Origin of the sequence: Collinsella aerofaciens, assembly GCF_019131995.1 — a bacterium.
Classification (GTDB): domain Bacteria; phylum Actinomycetota; class Coriobacteriia; order Coriobacteriales; family Coriobacteriaceae; genus Collinsella; species Collinsella aerofaciens_S.
Window position 1 is genome coordinate 19,627 of record NZ_JAHONA010000023.1, and the last position, 16,150, is coordinate 35,776.

Annotated in this window: 19 protein-coding genes; 17 read left to right on the plus strand and 2 right to left on the minus strand. The window is 60.5% G+C overall.

From position 1 onward, the window contains the following. The first annotated feature begins 2 nt into the window (after nt 1–2). The 15 genes from rpmD (at nt 3) to KSY82_RS07760 (ending at nt 9,520) form a co-directional block, all read left to right on the plus strand. Nucleotides 3–185: a 50S ribosomal protein L30 gene (gene rpmD, locus KSY82_RS07690; RefSeq protein ID WP_006235266.1), complete on the plus strand. Its 183-nt coding sequence runs from the start codon at nt 3–5 to the stop codon at nt 183–185. Between the two features lie 3 nt (nt 186–188). Further along, complete coding sequence (gene rplO / locus KSY82_RS07695; RefSeq protein WP_217750851.1) at nt 189–638, plus strand: 50S ribosomal protein L15; 450 nt, start codon at nt 189–191, stop codon at nt 636–638. Next, complete coding sequence (gene secY, locus KSY82_RS07700; RefSeq protein WP_035137447.1) at nt 632–1,918, plus strand: preprotein translocase subunit SecY; 1,287 nt, start codon at nt 632–634, stop codon at nt 1,916–1,918. The genes rplO and secY overlap by 7 nt, the downstream gene beginning before the upstream one ends. A gap of 18 nt (nt 1,919–1,936) precedes the next feature. Beyond that, nucleotides 1,937–2,563 (plus strand): adenylate kinase, encoded by a 627-nt coding sequence (locus tag KSY82_RS07705; protein ID WP_006235269.1) that lies wholly within the window; start codon nt 1,937–1,939, stop codon nt 2,561–2,563. Further along, nucleotides 2,560–3,348 (plus strand): type I methionyl aminopeptidase, encoded by a 789-nt coding sequence (gene map / locus KSY82_RS07710; protein ID WP_006235270.1) that lies wholly within the window; start codon nt 2,560–2,562, stop codon nt 3,346–3,348. The genes KSY82_RS07705 and map overlap by 4 nt, the downstream gene beginning before the upstream one ends. 104 nt (nt 3,349–3,452) lie before the next feature. Next, on the plus strand, nt 3,453–3,671 hold the full coding sequence (gene infA, locus KSY82_RS07715; protein ID WP_035137443.1) for a translation initiation factor IF-1: 219 nt from the start codon (nt 3,453–3,455) through the stop codon (nt 3,669–3,671). Nucleotides 3,672–3,821: 150 nt separating this feature from the next. Next, nucleotides 3,822–3,935: a 50S ribosomal protein L36 gene (rpmJ, locus tag KSY82_RS07720; RefSeq protein ID WP_006363204.1), complete on the plus strand. Its 114-nt coding sequence runs from the start codon at nt 3,822–3,824 to the stop codon at nt 3,933–3,935. 14 nt (nt 3,936–3,949) lie between these two features. Then, the gene (gene rpsM, locus KSY82_RS07725; protein WP_022094275.1) at nt 3,950–4,324 is read left to right on the plus strand and encodes a 30S ribosomal protein S13; all 375 of its coding nucleotides are present in this window, start codon (nt 3,950–3,952) and stop codon (nt 4,322–4,324) included. A gap of 14 nt (nt 4,325–4,338) precedes the next feature. Then, on the plus strand, nt 4,339–4,743 hold the full coding sequence (rpsK, locus tag KSY82_RS07730) for a 30S ribosomal protein S11 (protein ID WP_006235274.1): 405 nt from the start codon (nt 4,339–4,341) through the stop codon (nt 4,741–4,743). A 19-nt stretch (nt 4,744–4,762) separates the two neighbouring features. Further along, complete coding sequence (gene rpsD, locus KSY82_RS07735; protein WP_006235275.1) at nt 4,763–5,359, plus strand: 30S ribosomal protein S4; 597 nt, start codon at nt 4,763–4,765, stop codon at nt 5,357–5,359. Nucleotides 5,360–5,391: 32 nt separating this feature from the next. After that, nucleotides 5,392–6,333: a DNA-directed RNA polymerase subunit alpha gene (locus tag KSY82_RS07740; RefSeq protein ID WP_217750852.1), complete on the plus strand. Its 942-nt coding sequence runs from the start codon at nt 5,392–5,394 to the stop codon at nt 6,331–6,333. A 30-nt stretch (nt 6,334–6,363) separates the two neighbouring features. Further along, nucleotides 6,364–6,831 carry a 50S ribosomal protein L17 gene (rplQ, locus tag KSY82_RS07745; protein ID WP_006235277.1) on the plus strand — a complete coding sequence of 156 codons (468 nt, stop codon included), beginning with the start codon at nt 6,364–6,366 and terminating at the stop codon, nt 6,829–6,831. Nucleotides 6,832–6,923: 92 nt separating this feature from the next. Beyond that, the gene (gene truA, locus KSY82_RS07750) at nt 6,924–7,748 is read left to right on the plus strand and encodes a tRNA pseudouridine(38-40) synthase TruA (protein WP_217750854.1); all 825 of its coding nucleotides are present in this window, start codon (nt 6,924–6,926) and stop codon (nt 7,746–7,748) included. 161 nt (nt 7,749–7,909) lie between these two features. Next, a complete protein-coding gene (locus KSY82_RS07755) occupies nt 7,910–8,950 on the plus strand; it encodes a glycosyltransferase family 2 protein (protein WP_195445209.1) in 1,041 nt (346 codons plus the stop codon). 132 nt (nt 8,951–9,082) lie between these two features. After that, nucleotides 9,083–9,520 carry an arginine repressor gene (locus tag KSY82_RS07760; protein ID WP_217750857.1) on the plus strand — a complete coding sequence of 146 codons (438 nt, stop codon included), beginning with the start codon at nt 9,083–9,085 and terminating at the stop codon, nt 9,518–9,520. 189 nt (nt 9,521–9,709) lie between these two features. Here KSY82_RS07760 and KSY82_RS07765 read toward each other — a convergent pair whose 3' ends face one another. Then, the gene (locus KSY82_RS07765; protein ID WP_217750858.1) at nt 9,710–11,902 is read right to left on the minus strand and encodes a transglycosylase domain-containing protein; all 2,193 of its coding nucleotides are present in this window, start codon (nt 11,900–11,902) and stop codon (nt 9,710–9,712) included. A 162-nt stretch (nt 11,903–12,064) separates the two neighbouring features. Between KSY82_RS07765 and KSY82_RS07770 the strand changes: the two genes are divergently transcribed. Both KSY82_RS07770 and tyrS read left to right on the plus strand, forming a co-directional pair. Then, nucleotides 12,065–14,023, plus strand: a complete 1,959-nt coding sequence (locus KSY82_RS07770) for a U32 family peptidase (protein WP_217750859.1) — start codon at nt 12,065–12,067, stop codon at nt 14,021–14,023. Between the two features lie 96 nt (nt 14,024–14,119). Next, nucleotides 14,120–15,331, plus strand: a complete 1,212-nt coding sequence (gene tyrS, locus KSY82_RS07775; RefSeq protein ID WP_217750860.1) for a tyrosine--tRNA ligase — start codon at nt 14,120–14,122, stop codon at nt 15,329–15,331. A gap of 220 nt (nt 15,332–15,551) precedes the next feature. Here tyrS and KSY82_RS07780 read toward each other — a convergent pair. Beyond that, the coding region (locus KSY82_RS07780; RefSeq protein WP_217752378.1) for a transposase at nt 15,552–16,150 on the minus strand (599 nt) is incomplete at its 5' end.

Genomic DNA, 16,150 nt, shown 5'->3' on the forward strand with positions numbered 1-16,150 from the left:
GCATGGCTGACACCATCAAGATCAAGCAGGTCCGCAGCACCAACGGTTGCAAGCAGGACCAGGTCCGTACTGTCCGTGCCCTCGGTCTCCACAGGATCCGCGAGGTTCGCGAGATTGCTGACAACGAGTCCGTCCGCGGCATGATCTTCAAGGTCAAGCACCTTGTCGAGATTGTAGAGGAGTAGCAAATGCAGCTTCACGATCTTACTCCCGCGCCCGGTTCCACCAAGAACCGCAAGCGCGTCGGCCGTGGCAATTCTTCGGGTCACGGCACCACTTCTGGCCGCGGTCAGAAGGGCCAGGGTTCTCGCTCTGGCGGCACCAAGGGTGCCGGCTTCGAGGGTGGCCAGACTCCGCTGGCTATGCGCCTGCCCAAGCTTCCGGGCTTCCGCAACCCCCGTCGTATCGAGTACACCGCTGTTAACGTTGAGCGTCTCGAGCGTAAGTTCGAGGACGGCGCTGTGATCGACGGTGCCGCTCTTAAGGCCGCTCGCATCACCAAGAGCGAGTTCGAGCCCGTCAAGGTGCTCGGCAATGGTGAGCTCACCAAGAAGTTCACGGTCAAGGTCGACAAGGTCAGCGCTTCTGCGCTGGCCAAGATCGAGGCCGCCGGCGGAAAGGTCGAGCTGCCGTGCTAAATGGTCTTAAGAATGCTTTCCGCATCAAAGAATTGCGCGAAAAGATTCTTTTTACCATAGCTATGCTCGTCGTGTACCGCATTGGTGCGCACGTTCCTGTGCCCGGCATTCCCTTCCAGGGGATGCTGGGCCTTTTCTCGACCGATAACAATTCGGTCGCCGCAGGTGCTATGGCCCTCCTGAATCTTTTCTCTGGCGGCGCGTTGAGCTATGTGTCGGTGTTTTCGCTGGGCATCATGCCTTACATCACCAGCTCGATCATCCTCCAGATGCTCCAGGCCGTCGTGCCTTCCCTGCATGAGCTTGCCCGCGAGGGCGAGGTCGGTCAGACCAAGATTACGCAGTATTCGCGTTACCTCACCCTGGCTCTGGCAATCCTCAACTCCGTGGGTTACCTCTTCCTCTTTAAGAGTTTCGGCATCAGCTTCAATGGCGCCGGCGCTCCCGAGATCATCTTCGACCTCATGATCGTCGGTACGCTCACCGCGGGCGCCATGCTGATCATGTGGATTGGTGAGCTCATCACCCAGCGCGGTATCGGCAATGGCATGTCGCTGATCATCTTCGCGAACATCATGGCCGGTCTGCCGCAGGCTATCTTCTCCAGCACCGAGGGCAATGCCGGTGGCATCATCACCATGGTGATCATCTGCGCCATCATCCTGCTGGTTATCCCGCTGATTGTTTTCCTTGAGCGCGGCCAGCGCCGCATCCCGGTCTCCTACGCTAAGCGCGTCGTGGGCCGTCGCATGATGGGTGGCCAGACCACCTACCTGCCCATCAAGGTCAACACCGCGGGTGTCGTGCCGATCATCTTCGCTTCGGCGCTGCTGTACTTCCCGGCTCAGATTGCCGTGTTCTTCCCCGGCATCGGCTGGATTCAGGCAGTTGCCTCCGCGCTTTCGACCGGTTGGCTCAACTGGGTGCTTAACGTTGTCCTCATCGTGTTCTTCGCGTACTTCTACACCTCCATGGTGTTCAACCCCGATGACACGGCCGATAATCTTAAGAAGCAGGGCGGCTTTATTCCGGGCGTCCGTCCGGGTAGGGCTACCGCGGCCTACATCAAGAACGCGCTCAACAAGATCACGCTTCCCAGCGCTGTCTTTTTGGCGCTCATCGCCATCGTGCCTTCGATCATCTTCTCCTTCACGGGTAACCATCTGATCCAGGCATTTGGCGGCACGTCCATCCTCATCATGGTCGGCGTCGTGCTCGACACGGTCGATAAGCTCGAAGGCCAGATCAAGATGTATGATTACGATGGATTCTTTAAATAGGCTAGAGGAGGATTGCTCATGAACCTCGTATTGCTCGGAGCTCCGGGTGCCGGTAAGGGCACCGTCGCACAGGAGCTCGTCGCCGAGTTTGGCGTCGCCCATATTTCCACGGGCGACCTGCTGCGTGCTGCCGTCAAGGGTGGCACCGAGCTTGGTATTCAGGCTAAGAAGTACATGGACGCTGGCGAGCTCGTTCCCGACCAGCTCGTGATCGACCTTGTCAAGGAGCGCCTTGCCGCCGATGACGCCCAGCAGGGCTTCATCCTCGACGGCTTCCCGCGCAACACCGCCCAGGCTGTGACGCTCGATTCCGAGCTCTCCGCCATGGGTCGCGAGATCGATTGCGCCCTTCTGGTCGATGTGGCCCCCGAGGTCATTATCGATCGTCTGTCTTCGCGTCGCACCTGCCGCGCCTGCGGTTACACCGGCACCGCTGCCGATGCCACCTGCCCCAAGTGCGGTGGCGAGATGTATCAGCGCGACGACGACAAGCCCGAGACCATCAAGAACCGTCTCGACGTCTACGAGAAGTCCACGAGCCCGCTCGTCGACTACTATCGTGGCCAGGGTCTGCTCAAGTCGGTCAACGGTGACCAGGCTCGCGAGACCGTGTACGGGGATGTCAAAGAGGCTCTCGGTCTATGATCAAGATTAAGTCTGCAACGCAAATCGAGCAGATGAAGAAGGCAGGAGCGCTATCTAAGATGGCGCTCCGCCACGTTGGAGCCATGGTGCGTCCCGGCGTTTCCACCTTTGAGCTCGATCAGCTTGCGGAGCAGATTATCCGCATGCATGGCGGCACCCCGGCCTTTAAGGGCTACGGCGGGTTCCCGGGGACCATATGCGCATCGATCAACGATGCCGTGGTCCACGGTATTCCCAACCCCGACATGATCCTGCGCGATGGCGATATCATTTCCATCGATACGGGAGCCGTTGTCGACGGTTGGGTCGGCGATAACGCTTGGACGTTTTTCGTCGGTACCCCCACGCCCGAAGCCAAGGCTTTGTGCGAGGTCACGCGCGATTGCCTTAAGGCCGCCATCGAGCAGGCTGTTCCCGGTAACCATATCGGGGACGTCGGTTATGCCGTTCAGTCCCTCGCCGAGTCTCACGGTTACGGCGTGCTTCGTGATTATGTGGGCCATGGCATTGGCCGCGTGATGCACGAGGACCCCAACGTTCCTAACTATGGAAAGAAGGGGAGGGGCGTTCGCCTCCAGGCCGGCATGGTCATTGCCATCGAGCCGATGGTTACGATGGGTTCCAACCATGTGAGCACGGGCTCCGACGGTTGGATTGTTACGACCAACGACCACCTGCCCGCCGCGCACTACGAGAACACCGTCGCCATCACCAATGACGGTCCGGTGATTCTCACCACGGATGCGCAAGGTGCTTGGTGCTCGCTCCAAGGCGGAGAAATGTAACAAGTTCCACCTAGTTGTGGAGCCATTACGAAGTTATTACGATGCGTGCATACGTGTTGTAGAATACTCAATCGCTGTCGTTTTCTAGAGAAAGATGATTGCTTGTGAAGAAGGAAGACGCAATTGAGCTCGAGGGTACGGTAAAGGAACCGCTGCCCAACGCCATGTTTAAGGTTGAGCTCGAGAACGGTCATTCGGTTCTGTGCAACATTTCCGGCAAGATCCGAATGAATTACATCCGTATTCTCCCCGGTGACAGGGTTGTCGTGGAGCTTTCCCCGTACGACCTGACCCGCGGCCGCATCACCTATCGCTATAAATAGCGGCACGCATACACGCACTCCTTTTCCGACTGCAGGCTTAGCTCAACCTACGGTCGGATTGTGTGTGAAGACCAGCCATAGTTTTAAACGCCTGCGGCTGGGCGAGTAGATAGTAGGGAAGTAGTTTGAGCGCTACCGAAAGGAAGAACGATGAAGGTACGTCCTTCGGTCAAGAAGATGTGCGATAAGTGCAAAATCATTAGGCGCCATGGCAAGGTCCTCGTCATTTGCGAGAACCCCCGTCATAAGCAGCGTCAGGGTTAAGAGAGGAGACTACGTTGGCCCGTATTAATGGTGTCGACCTCCCGCGTGAGAAGCGCGTTGAGATCGGTCTGACCTACATTTACGGCATCGGCCGCACCACTGCGACGAAGATTTGCGTCGAGTGCAACGTTAACGTGGATACGCGCGTTAAGGACCTCACCGAGGATGAGGTTAACGCCATCCGTGATTATATCGACAAGAACCAGATCATGGTTGAGGGCGACCTCCGCCGTGAGCGTAACCAGAACGTCAAGCGCCTTATGGACATCGGCTGCAACCGCGGCCTTCGTCACCGCAAGGGCCTCCCGGTCCGCGGCCAGCGCACCCACACTAACGCTCGTACCCGCAAGGGCCCGAAGCGTCAGATCGGTGCTAAGAAGAAGAAATAAGGAGCGCTAGATAGATGGCTACTGCTAAGAAGAACGTTCGCGCTGCCCGTCTGAAGCGCGCGGACCGTAAGAACATTTCCGTGGGCCAGGCTCACATTCGTTCTACGTTCAACAACACGATCGTTTCGATCACCGATCCCCAGGGCAACGTCATTTCCTGGAAGTCGGCTGGCCAGGTGGGCTTCAAGGGCTCCCGTAAGTCCACGCCGTTCGCTGCCCAGATGGCTGCCGAGGCTGCTGCCAAGCAGGCCATGGAGCACGGTATGAAGAAGGTTTCCGTCTTCGTCAAGGGCCCCGGCTCCGGTCGTGAGACCGCCATCCGCTCCCTCCAGGCTGCTGGCCTCGAGGTCTCGAGCATCCAGGACAAGACCCCCATTCCGCACAACGGCTGCCGCCCCAAGAAGCGTCGCCGCGTGTAACTGAAAGGATCGTATCAATATGGCAATCGACAGGACTCCTGTTCTTAAGCGCTGCCGTCAGCTCGGGATCGATCCCGCTGAGCTCGGTTACAGCAGCAAGAAGGAATCTATCCGTCAGCCCAAGCGCCGTCGCAAGGAATCTGAGTACGGCATGCAGCTGCGCGAGAAGCAGAAGGTCAAGTTCATCTATGGCGTTCTGGAGAAGCAGTTCCACGGCTACTTCAACAAGGCCCGCAAGATGAACGGCGTCACCGGTGAGAACCTCATGATCATCCTTGAGTCTCGCCTCGACAACGTCGTCTTCCGTCTTGGTTTCGCCCGCACCCGCAAAGAGGCTCGTCAGTCCGTCCGTCACGGTCACTTCACCGTGAACGGCAAGCGCGTGGACATCCCGTCCTACCGCGTCAAGGCCGGCGACGTCGTCGCTGTCGGCGAGAAGTTCCGTGACCTCCTCCCCATCAAGGAGGCCCTGATTTCCTCCGAGCGCTTTGAGGTCCCTGGCTGGCTCGAGGTCGATATCGAGAAGCTGTCTGGTAACGTGCTCGCTCTGCCGACGCGTGAGCAGATCAGCGGTGATATCAACGAGCAGCTCATCGTCGAGCTCTACTCTAAGTAGTCCATCCGGGCTGCTGAGGCTGGAGGTAATACATGTCAGAATTCATTAGGCCTCAGGTTCAGGTCGAAGAGATCAACGAGACGTCTGCTCGTGTCTCCGTCGAGCCGCTCGAGCGTGGCTACGGCGATACGCTGGGTAACTCCCTTCGTCGCGTTCTTCTGTCCTCGCTCGAGGGTGCAGCCGTCGAGGCTATTCAGATCGATGGCGCGCAGCACGAGTTCATGACCATCCCTAACATGGTCGAGGATGTCACCGACATCGTCCTGAATGTCAAGGGTCTTGTCTTCAGGGCTCTCGGCATGACCGACGAGGCGACCGCCACCATCTCGGTTGACGGCCCCTGCGAGGTCACCGGTGCGGACTTCTTTATTCCGTCCGAGTTTGAGTTGGTTAACCCCGAGCAGCACATCGCTACGCTCACCGAGGGTGGCCATCTCACCATGAGCATGCGCATCGGCTATGGCCGCGGCTATGTTTCTGGCGAGGCCAACAAGCGCGACAACGATCCCATCGGTGTGATCCACGTCGACTCGCTGTACTCGCCGGTTTCCCGTTGCGCCAAGCTCGTTGAGGCTTGCCGTGTCGGTCAGCACACCGACTACGACCGCCTTGTCCTCGAGATCGAGACCAACGGCTCCATCGCCCCGCGCGACGCCGTGGTCCAGGCTGCCAATATCATCAACCAGCATATGGCCGCCTTTATGAACCTTGCCGAGACCCCCGAGGTCGAGGAGGAGGCTTCGATCTTCGCTCCCGAGGTCACCAACGACAACGCCGAGCTGGACAAGCAGATCGAGGATCTGGACCTTTCCGTCCGTTCCTACAACTGCCTTAAGCGCGCCAGCATTCACTCGGTCCGTCAGCTCGTTGAGTTCTCGGAGAACGATCTGCTCAACATCCGTAACTTCGGTGTTAAGTCGATCGAGGAAGTGAAGGACAAGCTTGAGTCCATGGGCCTGAGCCTGAAGGCTTAATGCTTCGCATATTTGAGGAGAAACTAGACCATGCGTCACAACGTTAAGAAGGGCCTGAAGCTCGGCACCGATGCGAGCCACACCAAGGCCATGAAGAAGAGCCTTGCTAAGGCCCTCTTCGAGAACGACCGCATCAAGACCACCGAGACCCGCGCTAAGGCGCTGCGTTCGGTCGTCGACCCGATCATCACTTGGGCCAAGAAGGGTGACCTGCACTCTCGTCGTCTGGCTATCGCCAAGCTCGGCGATAAGCAGCTCGTTGCCGAGATCTTCGACAAGGCTGCTCAGGGCATGTGGCAGGACCGCAACGGCGGTTACACCCGCATCATGAAGCTCGGTAACCGCAAGGGCGACAACGCCCCCATCGTTATCATGGAGCTCGTCACCGAGCCTTGCACGCCTAAGGCCAAGAAGGCTGCTCCGGCCCCCAAGAAGGCCGCTGCTCCCAAGAAGGTCGAGGCTGTCGAGGAGGCTCCTGCTGAGGAGACCGCTGAGTAGACATTCCGTCTGCATAGGCTATATTCGAGGGGTACGTTCGCGTACCCCTCTTTTTTTGTCGCGATACCGTTACTTGTTTGTTGGGAGCGCCCATGACTGCGCCGTCTGATTTCAATTCGATTTCCGAGCTTGACGCCACGCTCGTTTTCCGCGTGGCCTATGATGGCTCGTCGTATAGCGGATTTGCCGAGCAGCCGGGACAGACGACGGTTGCGGGTGAGCTACGTCGAGCCATCGAGACGCTGCTTCGCCGCCCGATCGATTTGACGTGCGCGGGACGTACCGATGCCGGCGTACATGCCGTGGCTCAGTACATCAGCGTGCCTGTAACGGACGCTGAGCTCGCGTGTACGCGCCGTAGGTGGCTGCGGGCTATGGATGCCCTGCTGCCCAAAGATATCGCCATCAACGAGGTCTACAAGGCTCGTAAGGGCTTTTCTGCGCGCTTTGACGCGCGCTCTCGCACTTACACCTATCGCATTGCCGATCGTGATGCGCGGCCCGTGCTGTCACGCGGTGTTGTGTGGTGGCATCGCTATCCCCTCGACGTCGATGCGATGGCGGCCGCCTGCCCTGCGCTTTTGGGCGAGCAGGACTTTAAAAGCTTTTGCAAGGTTGCCTCGGCCGTTGGCAAGCCCACGCATCGTTGCGTGATGCGTGCCGAGTTTGGACATGAGGTTGCGTTTGGCGAGGACATCCTGACGTTCACCATCGAGGGCAATGCGTTTCTGCATTCGATGGTTCGCACGATCGTGGGCACGCTTGTCGAGATTGGCATGCATCGCCGTGAACCCGAGTGGATGCGTGAGGTCATCGATGCTTGCGACCGTACCGCTGCGGGCCCCACGGCTCCTGCCTGTGGCCTTACGTTTATGGGCGTGGATTACGATCCCGCCGAGCTTGTCGTGCTCGACTAGGGGAGGGCTCGACGCGTCGTGCGTCGACACCTGTCATCTGTGGGCTGCGCGTGTGCAACATCTGTTCTTGGCGTGCAATACAACCGGTGTCTCATTGCTTTTATTGCCGGGGTGTACCATGAACCACGATTTGATTCATTGCTGTCGAGAGGACGGATAACTTGGTTCGACGTGGCTCGCATCCGCGACTTTCGGTGATCCTTGTGGTAGAAGGTTCGCCCAGCTATGCGATGCGTGCGCTCGAGAGTATCCAGAACCAAGACCTCTACGATTTGCAGATTGTCGTTGTCTGCCGCGATGCTGCGCCCGGTGTGCGCCATTCGCTTCAAGTTGCTGCCGACAGGGACATCCATATTGATTTGATTGACGTCGAGGACGCGAAGCGCGGTGCTTGCCTTCGTGCCGGTTTTGCTGCCTCGCGTGGCTCTCAAATCATCGCTATGAACGCCGATGAGTGGCTTGCTCCGCAGTCCCTTTCCAAGATGGTCGATATCGCGTGCGATACAGCGGCAGACATGGTGTTCCCCACGGTGTCGCTCGACCGCTATGATGCACATCGAGAGCGCCATTCGCGCGTCTTGGATGCTACTCATATTTCCATTGATAGCAAATCTTCGATGGTGGCCGGGCTGCCTCAGTTGATTTTAGGCGGCCTAGTCGCTCAGACCTCTGGCGTGATGTACAGCCGCTCGCTGTTTGAGGCATGCCTGTCGCGCGGCAAGGCGTACCGTACGGTTGAGTTTATGGCTTATGCGCTCTCGCAGGCACGATTCGTGTCCGGCTGCGGCGACGCTTGTTTCCACGCGGTGGCACCTAAGCTTACAGATGCCTTTGATCCCACCATGTATGCCAGGATATCCGATGACACTCGAGCGCTCGACGAGCTTGCGGACTCACTCTCGGAAGCAGATAGCGGTGGTCGGCTCAAGCTGGCAAGCCAAAAGTTCTACTTTGCCGGACTGGTCGCCTGCATCGAGAATTTGTGTCTGAGCCCGCATGGGGTGTCGTCAATTGAGCGTTCCGCCCGCATGCGTGATATGCTCGAGGCGCCTCGAACCCGTCAGATGGTCGCCGCGCTCAAGGACAACCATCGGGGACTCGGTCTGTTGTTTGGGCCGATCGCCAGCGCCAAGCCCACGCGCTGCGTGATGTGTACGCATCTGGCAGCTTTTCTTAACCGGACGGGTGCAAAAACCGCCTAAACGGCTCATTTCGAAACAAATTTGCATAGAATTGTTTCGAAATGCGTTCTTATACACAAAAGCCTTCAAATAGCGTTAAACTATTCAACCACTGATTGATTGTCTCCGCCATCTTTTGGAGAGAGGGTTTGTATGGCTAAAAAACGCAATAGGCGCCAGGATGCCATTAGAGATATTGTGCGCAATAAGGACGTCCGCACGCAGCGCGTGCTGGTCGATGAGCTCCGCGCTATGGGCTTTGATTGCACGCAGGCGACTGTCTCTCGCGATATTGCCGATATGGGGCTGCGTAAGCTCCCTGAGGGCATCTATGTTCTGGCAGAGGACCTGCACCTGCAGCGTATGGTTTCCGAGCTCGTAACGGGCGTTTTGCGCACCGATAATCTGGTTATGATCAAGGCTCAGCCTGGTACGGCTTCCGGCATCGCCGCCGCCGTTGATGCGGCAGAGCTGCCCGATGTGCTTGGCTCGCTTGCCGGCAACGATACGATTTTGGTTATTGCCCAGACGGCCGAGGACGGCGAGCGTCTTGAAGCGCTGATCAATAAGCTGAGCAATTCTCGCAAGTAGGCGTGCGGGTCGTGCGCTCGGCACTGTGCGCGCTGACATAGTGGCTTGTAAGGGGTATCGACGTTGGTCGGTACCCCCTTTTTGTCTGCCGGTATAAAGATCGCCCATCAGGTTGCTTTAAACTAAAAAGGCCCCCGAGCAGTTTAATAAGCTGCTCGGGGGCCTTGTTGCTTATGGCCGGATGAATTTCTAGCCGACCGTATCGTCAGGCGTGGGCGAGGGGTCGGGAGTGGGCGTAGGCGTAGGCGTGCCGCCATCGCCGCCGGTCGAACCACCAGTGGAGCCGCCCGTCGAGCCACCGGTCGTACCGGTGCCGCCGGTGGTGTCGCCACCCGTGGTCTCGGTGGTCGTGGTCGTCGTGGTAGTCGTCGTGGTGGTTTCCTCTTCGTCTTCGTTCTCGTCCTTGTCGTCGTTCTCCGTCTTCTTGGTGTTGTTGGTGCCGTAGAACTTCCAGACGCTGTTGTTCTTGTAGGTGGGCGCCGTTCCGGTCGCAAACTCCTCGCGCTCGGTACCGGTCAGAACGGTGTTCATAAACCGCTTAAAGACAGGCAGGTTGGTGCTGTCGCCCAGCAGGTCTGTGCCGTATTTTTGGATGGGAATCTCGCCCGCGGAATAGCCGGTCCACAGGGCGCACGCCAGCTGCGGGGTATAGCCGCAGAACCACAGGTTGGTGGTGTTGTCGGTGGTGCCCGTCTTGCCGGCATAGGGCTGGTTGACGCTCAGGGCGCCGGCAGCACCCGTACCGCCGCCCTTCATGACGCCGGACAGAACATCGGTGACCGCGGCGGCCTCGCCCTCGGTAAGCACCTGTGAGGGATTGTCCGTGTGCTGGTACAGCACCGAACCGGTACGAGAGTCAATCTCGGTGATGGCGATCGGCTGGCGATAGTAGCCGCCGTTGGCAAACGTCGCGTAGGCGGCGGCCATCTCGAGCGGCGAGATCGAGCCGGTGCCGAGGGTCATGACGGGAACGTCCTCGATGTTGTCCTTGGCGGGATCGATGCCGAGCTTTTTGACGAGCGAGATGATCTTGCTGTTGCCGACGGCTTCCGCCACCTGGATGTAGCCGGTGTTGGAGGAGTATGCCGTCGCCTGCTTAAGCGTGATGTTGCCATAGCTATGGTTGGCGTAGTTTTGGACCTCGGTCGTGGTGCCCTTGGCCTTGAGCGGCGAGTTGCAGTTGAGGGTGACGTTGGGGTTCATGCCGTTTTGGATGGCAGTTGCCAGCGTAAAGGCCTTAAAGGTGGAGCCGACGGGACGCTTGGCCGTGGCATGGTTTACGTGGTTCTCGTCGGCGTTGTAGTCATAGCCGCCCACCATGCACTTGATGTAGCCGGTCTTGGGGTCGACGACGACCATGCCCATGTCCAGGCCGTCGAGTGAGAGCGTGTCGAGCTGCTCGCGGACGGCATTCTCTGCCACCTGCTGCATCGTGGGGTCGATGGTGGTCTTGACGGTCAGGCCGCCCTTAAAGAGCACGTCGGTCGAGAACTCCTGCTCCAGCAGCTGCTTAACATAGGCGACAAAGTAGGGCTGCGAGTATACGTCGACGCCGCTGCCCGAAATCTCGGTCACGTTGAGGGTGATGGGCTCGGCCTGTGCGGCATCGTGCTCCTCCTGGGTGATGTGGCCCAGGCGCAGCATGTTGTCGAGGACCTTGTTGCGGCGAGACAGTGCCAGGTCGGGATTGACCGTGGGGTCGTACTGCGAAGGCGAGTTGGGAAGGCCGATGAGCAGCGCGGCTTCGCTCAGGGTGAGGTCGGCGGCGCTCTTGGACAGGTAGGTCTCGGCTGCGGCCTCGATGCCGTAGGCGCCGTGGCCGTAATAGATGGTGTTGAGGTACATCATGAGGATCTCGTCTTTGGAGTACATGTCCTCCATCTTGATGGCGATGTAGGCCTCGCGCACCTTACGCTCGATGGTCGAGTCGAACTGCTCCTTCTGCAGAATGGTGTTGCGCACCAGCTGCTGGGTGATAGTCGAGGCGCCTTCGTGCCCGCCGCCGAGGGTTGCCACCGCAGCACGCGCGATACCCCACAGGTCGATACCGCCGTGCTCGTAGAAGCGCTCGTCCTCGACGTCAACGGTGCCCTGCAGCACGTAGGGGGAGACCTCGTCCTTGGTGATGGACTTGCGGTTTTGCGTGTAGAAGCTCGCGATCTTGTTGCCGTTGCAGTCGACGATCTCGGTGGGCTCGCTCACCAGATACGCGTTGGCGTCGGTGTAGTCGGGCAGATCGGACAGCCAGCGGTTGACGTTGCCGACCATGCCGATGCCAAATGCCACGCCCGCGATAAGCAAAAAGCCCAAAAACGAGAGCAGGATTATGGGCAGAGCATGCGTCTTTGAACGGCTGCGTCCCTGTCGTTGGCGAGGACCCATATATTGACCTCCAGGTATGTCGTGCCGGACGGTGGATGTGCCGTCGGGGCAGGATGGACATAAGTTATTACACGATAAACCAAACGGGGCGCGCGAGGCCTCGTGTATGCTGGAAGACGGCATTTTTCAGAGTGAATGCATACCTTGGTAAGGAGTTTGTCGATGGCGATTCGGACGATGGGGCCGAGCGGACAACACGAGACTGGATTGGATGCTGCCGGCACGGCGCTGCCCGAGCTGCTGGCGCCGGCGGGCGGGCTCGACCAGATGCTTGCGGCCATCGCCGCGGGTGCTGATGCCATCTATGCGGGGTTGGGCGGCTTTAACGCCCGTGTGAGTGCCCATGGCTTTACGGATGACGAGTTTGCGCGCGGCTGCGCCGTGGCGCATGCCCATGGCGTGCGTGTGTACGTAACGCTCAACGTGTTCGTGTTTGACGATGAGTTGTCCGACGCGGTGGCGTTGGGAGCCCATGCACTGGAGCTGGGCGCCGATGCTCTGATTGTCGCCGATGCCGGGTTGGCCTGCGCGCTGCGCGCGGCGATTCCCGGGGTCGAGATTCACCTGTCTACGCAGGCGGGCGTTCATAGCGAAGGCGCCGTGCGGCTTGCCGCCGATGAGCTGGGGGTCGAGCGCGTGACGACGGCACGCGAGCTGGCGGTCGACGAGATTGCGGCACTATGTGCCACGGGCGTGCCCATCGAGGTATTCTGCTACGGTGCGATTTGCATCGGCTATTCGGGGGCGTGCGGGTTCTCGGCCCTGCGGCGTGGGCGCTCGGCGATGCGCGGCGACTGCACGCAGCCGTGCCGTCTGGCGTACGACCTAGTGGACGAGGCGGGACAGAGCGTTGTCGCCGTCGAGGGAGATCGCCTGCTGTGCCCGCGCGACTATCTGGGTATTGCGCATCTGCCCGAGCTTGTAGATGCCGGCGTGGCGTCGCTCAAGATCGAGGGGCGCATGAAGAACCCCGATTACGTATTCAACGTGGTGCGGGTGTGGCGCCAGGCACTCGATATGCTGTGCGACGGCGCGTGGGACCCCGGTGCCGTGGAAGAGCTTGAGCGCGAGCTGGGAAGGTCGTTTAACCGTGGGTTTACCGATGCGTACCTGCGAGGGCGTTCGGGTGCCGAGCTGATGAGCTTTGAGCGTGCGATTAACCAGGGCGTGCGCGTGGGGCGCTTGGTCGCTGTGGGCCACGAAGAGGTGACCGTTGAGCTCGACGCCGCCGTGGCGGCGGGTGACACGCTCGAGATTCGGTTCTATCCGGGTGTCGACGCGCGTCCCGATGTGCCCAAGCGCTGGCCGCAGGTGCCCTGCCCGGTGGATGCCGCAGCGGGGAAGCGCGTCGTCGTGCATTGCAAGCGTAAGGTGGACACGGGCTGCGAGGTGTACCTGATTCGCAGCGCCGGTGTGTTGGAGCAGACGGCGACGGTGTTGGAGCGCATGCGGGCCGAAGTGGATGCGATTGCGCCCGTTGCACGTGCCGTTGAGGTACTGCCCTTTGAGGACGTTGCGGTGGATGGCGGTGCGTCGACGGAGTTGGTGGAGTGCGCGGTTCCCGCTCGCATGGTTTTTGCTTGGCAGCTGATGGATGCCGACCCGCGCGGAGAACTCGATTTGTCCGACGCCGTTGTGGTGCTTGACGAGGTGTGCCGCACGGGTGACGCTGACCGGACTCGCTCACTGATACAGCGTGCCGGGCGCGTCGTCTGCCGCAACCTGGGACAGGTGGTGATCGCTCGCGAGCTGGGCGTGACGTTTGACGTGGCGGCGCCGGTGTTCTGCGCGAATCGGGCCACGCTTGCCTGGCTGCGCGAACTCGGTGCGGGGCGGGTGTACTTGCCGGCCGAGTTGCTCGGCAATGATGCGGAGCGTATTGCCGAACTGGCTGCTGAGCCCGGCGTCTGGGGTTCGGTCGACGCCGACCGTCCCGAGCTTATGGTGTGCGAGCACTGCCTGCTGACCGCCGAGGGCGTCTGCGCTACCGATGCGACGGGACAGGTCCGTTGCCGCGACTGCTTGCGTCGTCGGCAGGTACGCTATCTGGTCGAGCGTGACGGTACACGTCTGCTGGTCGCCGTTGACGCGTGCGGCAGGACGAGGATTTTCCTGTCGTAGGTGCCGCGTCGCGTCAGTTTGTTATCATATGAGAGTTTATGGACTTCCAGCACCGCCGTATCCGGTGAGGGTGCTATAGCAAAAGGAGGATACCCAATGCTGTCTGTCGACGAGCAAATGCGTATCATCACCTCGGGCGCAGCGCAGATCGTCCCCGAGGCCGACCTTCGCAAGAAGCTTGAGAAGGGCGAGCCCCTCAACATCAAGCTCGGCGTCGATCCCACCAGCCCCGACCTGCACCTGGGCCATGCCGTGCCCCTGCGCAAGATGCGTCAGTTCCAGGACCTGGGCCACAACGTCACCCTCATTATCGGTAACGGCACCGCACTGATCGGCGATCCTTCGGGCAAGAACTCCACCCGCCCGCAGCTTTCGCAGGAGCAGATCGAGGCCAACGCCGAGACCTACGTGAGCCAGGCCATGAAGATCCTGGATCCCGAGAAGACCACCATCGTGCACAACGGCGACTGGATCCTGTCGATGGACCTGGCCGGCCTGCTGCAGGTGTGCTCCAAGTTCACCGTCGCCCGCATCCTCGAGCGCGATGACTTTACCAAGCGCTACCAGTCCCAGACGCCGATTGCCCTGCACGAGTTCCTGTACCCCGTGATGCAGGCCTTCGACTCCGTTCAGATCAAGGCCGACGTGGAGATGGGCGGCACCGACCAGCTCTTCAACCTGCTCGCTGGTCGCGAGCTCATGGAGAAGATGGGCATGGAGCCGCAGATCGCGCTTACCATGCCGCTGCTCGAGGGCACCGATGGCGTGCGCAAGATGTCCAAGTCCTACGGCAACTACATCGGCCTGACCGATGCTCCCAAGGATATGTTCGGCAAGACCATGTCCATCCCCGACGAGATGATCGGCAAGTACTATCGTCTGGCCAGCTCGCTCACCCCGGCCGAGGTCGACAAGATCGACGCCGCCCTGGCCGACGGTTCCGCCGACCCCTATGAGCTCAAGCGCGCGCTGGGCCGCGACCTGTGCGACACCTATCACGGCGCCGGTGCCGGTGACGAGGCTCAGGCCGAGTTCGACCGCGTGTTCAAGGAGGGCCAGCTTGCCGACTTCCCCGAGAAGCACGTTGATCTGACTGTTAACGACGAGGGCCAGATCTACCTCGCAGGCCTGCTTAAGGACCTGGGCCTTTCGGCGAGCGCCGGCCAGGCCCGTCGCGATATCGACGGCGGCGGCGTCAAGATCAACGGCAAGGCCGTGGCTCCCAAGAGCTACAACATCGATCCGAGCGCCCTCAAGCTGGGCGACACCCTCTCCGTAGGCAAGCGCAAGGGCTTCAAGTTGATTTAGCTCCGCCGTTCTACCGAACGGCGGACCGGCCGACGCTGCGCGGGCCGCATTTGGACAATCTGACGTTCAACTTCAAGGGCGCGACCAGAAGGTCAGCGCCCTTTCGTTTCACGTCACCTTGTCTCAAATGCGGCCCGCTCGCTGGCGCTACCAAAACATCGGCGTCGCTTTGGTCGCAAGTAGTCGTTGGGTGTTCCTATAGTTTTGTCAACCGTCGGGGCTACTCCCGGTAGGGCACCCGGTCGCGCATCACGGCGTATATCGCCCTGAGCCGCTTCCTCGCGACGGCCTTGAGCGCCCGCCCGTGCCCCATGCCCCGTGCCCTGCAGGCCCGGTAGTACTCGCCGTAGCGCCCCGAGGACCTCACCAGGCTGTTGCACGAGAAGATCAGCAGGGACTTGAGCCTCGCGTCGCCGCGCCTGGACGCCCTGACCGACCTAACCGACGTGCCGGAGCTTCTCACCCTCGGTGCGATGCCGCAGTACGAGGCCAGGTGGTCGTGGTCTGGGAACCTCCCGATGTCGACCGACACCGCGAGCTGCGCCGCCGTCCTCGGCCCGATGCCGGGCACGGTGAGTAGACACGCGTAGGTCTCGTCGCCCTCGAGCAGCGCCGCCGTCTCGGCCTCGAGGGCCCCGGCCTCGTCGAGGGCCCCCGATATCCGGGCGGCCAGGAACCTGACCTGCCTGTTCTCGGCCTCGATGAGCGCCGGCGGGGGCGCAGTCGAGGCGGCCGCGGCCTCCCCGGCGGCCTCGGCCTGCGGCCCCTCGGCCCCCGAGCGGGCGATCCCCCACGCCCCGCCGAACCCGGCGAGCAGCT